The organism is Streptomyces sp. NPDC002889 (assembly GCF_042888425.1).
Taxonomy (GTDB): Bacteria; Actinomycetota; Actinomycetes; order Streptomycetales; family Streptomycetaceae; genus Streptomyces.
The window spans coordinates 1-3,393 of sequence record NZ_JBIAPT010000068.1; the positions used below are offsets into that span (position 1 = coordinate 1).

A 3,393-nucleotide genomic window follows, 5' to 3' on the forward strand; every position below is an offset into this window, starting at 1 on the left:
CAGCGACATCTACGACCCCACCACCGTCCACACCCTCTTCAACCGCTGGATACACCTCCTCAACACCGCCACCACCCACCCCGACCAACCCCTCAACCACATCAACCTCCTCACCCCCGAAGAACAGCGTCAGGTGCTGGACACCTGGCTGGACACCGCGGTCGAGACCGGAGACGACCTGCTGCCGGTCCGCTTCGCGAAGCAGTCGGCGACCACGCCGGACGCCGTGGCGCTGATCACGGGGGAAACCACCCTGACCTACGCGGAACTGAACAGCCGCGCCAACCGGTTGGCCCACGCTCTGCTGCGGCGGGGCGCCGGCCCGGACCGGGTGATCGCCCTCGCCCTGCCGCGCTCGGCCGACCTCGTCATCGCACTCCTGGCGGTGCTCAAGTCCGGCGCCGCATACCTGCCGCTGGACCCGGACCACCCGGCCGGGCGCATCGAGTACGTGCTCGAGGACGCCCGGCCCACCCTGCTGCTCACCACCACGGGGACGGACCGGCGGATCCCGGGCGGTGGCTCGTCGCAGCGGCTGGTGCTGGACTCCGCCGACGTCCAAGCGCTGCTGGCGGGCTGCCCCGACACCGACCCGGTCGACGCCGACCGCGCCGCGCCGCTGCGGCCCGCCGACGCCGCGTATGTGATCTACACCTCCGGCTCGACCGGCCGACCCAAGGGCGTGGTCGTGCCGCACGCCGCGCTGCTCAACTTCCTGGTGGCCATGCGGCAGAAGATCCCGCTCCGGCCCGAGGAGAGGCTGCTCGCGGTCACCACGGTCGCCTTCGACATCGCCGCGCTGGAGTTCTACCACCCGCTGCTCTCAGGCGCCGCTGTCGTCCTCGCACCCAAGGAGGCCGTCCCGCAGCCGTCCGCCGTGTTCGACCTGATCGCCCGGCACGGGGTCACCGTCCTGCAGGGAACCCCGTCGCTGTGGCAGTTGCTGGTGGCGCACGACCCGGAGTCCCTGCGGGGCCTGCGCATGCTGGTCGGCGGCGAGGCACTGCCCCTCCCCCTCGCCGAGTCCATGCGCACGCTCACGGAGGACCTGACCAACCTGTACGGGCCGACCGAGACCACCATCTGGTCGACCGCCGCGGACCTGTCCGGCGGGGCGGGCACCCCGCCGATCGGCCGGCCGATCGCCAACACTCGGATGTACGTCCTGGACAGCGGCCTGCAGCCGGTCGCGCCCGGCGTGGTGGGCGAGCTCTACATCGCGGGAGCCGGGGTGGCCCGCGGCTACCTGGGCCGGCCGGGCCTGACCGCCGAACGCTTCGTCGCCGACCCCTACGGCCTCGAACCGGGCGCCCGGATGTACCGGACCGGAGACCTGGCGCGCTGGAACCCGGACGGCGAACTGGAGTTCATCGGCCGCACCGACCACCAGGTCAAGATCCGCGGCTTCCGCATCGAACCCGGCGAAATCGAAAAAGTCCTCACCGACCACCCCGACGTCGCCCAGGCCGCCGTCACCGTCCGTCAGGACCAGCCCGGTGACGCCCGACTGGTCGCCTACGTCATCGCCGACACCTCGGCGCATGCGCACGACGAGCATGTCGAGCAGGACCAGCTGGGCGAATGGCAGGATCTCTACGACTCCGTCTACACCACCGCGCCGGAGACGGCGTTCGGCGAGAACTTCGCAAGCTGGAACAGCAGTTACGACGGCCGACCGATCCCGCTGCCCGAGATGCGGGAATGGCGCGACACGACCGTCGACCGGGTCAAGAGCCTCAACCCCCACCGCGTCCTCGAGATCGGCGTGGGCACCGGTCTCCTCCTCGCCGGACTCGCCCCCCACTGCGACGAGTACTGGGGCACCGACTTCTCCCCCACCGTCATCAAGGACCTTCAGCGCCACGTCGACGAGGATCCCGTCCTCTCCTCCCGGGTCCGCCTCCGGACCCAGCCGGCCCACGACTTCGGCAACCTCCCCCACGACCACTTCGACACCATCGTGCTCAACTCGGTCGTCCAGTACTTCCCGAACGCCGGTTACCTCGAACAGGTCCTCCACCACGCCTTCCGCGCTCTCACCCCCGGCGGGGCCCTATTCATCGGCGACGTCCGCAACCCCCGGCTCCTCCACACCTTCACCGCCGCCGTCCACTCCGCGCGCGCCGACGACCCGACCGACACCGCAGCCATCCGCCGCGCCGTCGAACACAGCCTCGTCCTCGAAAAAGAACTCCTCGTCGACCCCGAGTACTTCACCGCCCTCGCCCACCACATCCCCGACATCGCCGGCGCCGACATCCAGCTCAAACGCGGCACCGCCCACAACGAGCTCACCCGCTACCGCTACGACGCCACCCTCTACAAGACCGGCATCACCCCCCACCCCCTCACCAGCGCCCCCACCCAGCCCTGGCCCCAGGACATCGGCGCCCTCACCGATCACCTGCGCACCGAGCGGCCCGACCGGCTGCGCGTCACCGGCGTCCCGAACTCGCGCATCGCGCACGACCTCGCCGTACAGCACGCCCTCGAAGCCGGCACGTCCCCGACCGGTCCGCGCACTCCGCACGTCGATCTCGAGGTCTTCCACCACCTGGGCGACGAACACGGCTACTGGACCGGCGTCACCTGGAACACCCACGATTCCGACACCGTCGACGTCGTCTTCGTCGCCCGGAGCCGGCTGGCCGACGGCGCCCCGGTCGGCACCTACGCACCCGTCAACAGCGGCGCCTTAGCCACGCCCCTCTCCACCTGGACGACCAACCCCGCCACCGGCCGCGGCACCGGCGCCCTCGTCACCGCCCTCCGCGAACATGCCCGTCACCATCTCCCCGACTACATGCACCCCACCGCCATCGTCCCCCTCGACCGACTCCCTCTGACGGCCAACGGCAAGCTGGACCGGGCCGCGCTGCCGGCACCGGAGTTCATGCCGACGGGGTCGGGCAGGGAGGCGCGCACTCCGCAGGAGCAGATCGTGTGCGACCTGTTCGCGCAGGTCCTGGGGCTGCCGCGGGTCGGGGTCGACGACGACTTCTTCGACCTGGGCGGACACTCACTGCTCGCCACCCGCCTGATCGCCCACATCCGGGCTGCCTTCGGCGTCGAGCTGGAACTGCGGGCGCTGTTCGAGAGCCCGACCCCGGCCTCGGTGGCGGCGCGCCTGGACACTGCCGGGCCCGGACGGCTGGCGCTCACGGTGCAGCAGCGGCCCGAGGGCATGCCGCTGTCGTTCGCCCAGCGCCGGCTGTGGTTCATCCACAAGATGGAAGGGCCGAGCGCCACCTACAACATCCCGCTCGCGCTGCGGCTCACGGGCGAGCTGGACCGCGACGCGCTGCGTGCCGCGCTGGGCGATCTGGTCGCCCGGCACGAGAGCCTGCGCACAGTGTTCCCCGAGGTCGACGGCACCCCGTACCAGCACGTCCT

At 71.2% G+C, this 3,393-nt stretch carries 1 protein-coding gene; it reads left to right on the forward strand.

Going from position 1 to position 3,393, the window contains the following annotated elements; translation table 11 throughout:
- A partial coding sequence (locus ACFYWI_RS38340; RefSeq protein ID WP_389240793.1) for an amino acid adenylation domain-containing protein occupies positions 1–3,393 on the forward strand: 3,393 nt, incomplete at both ends.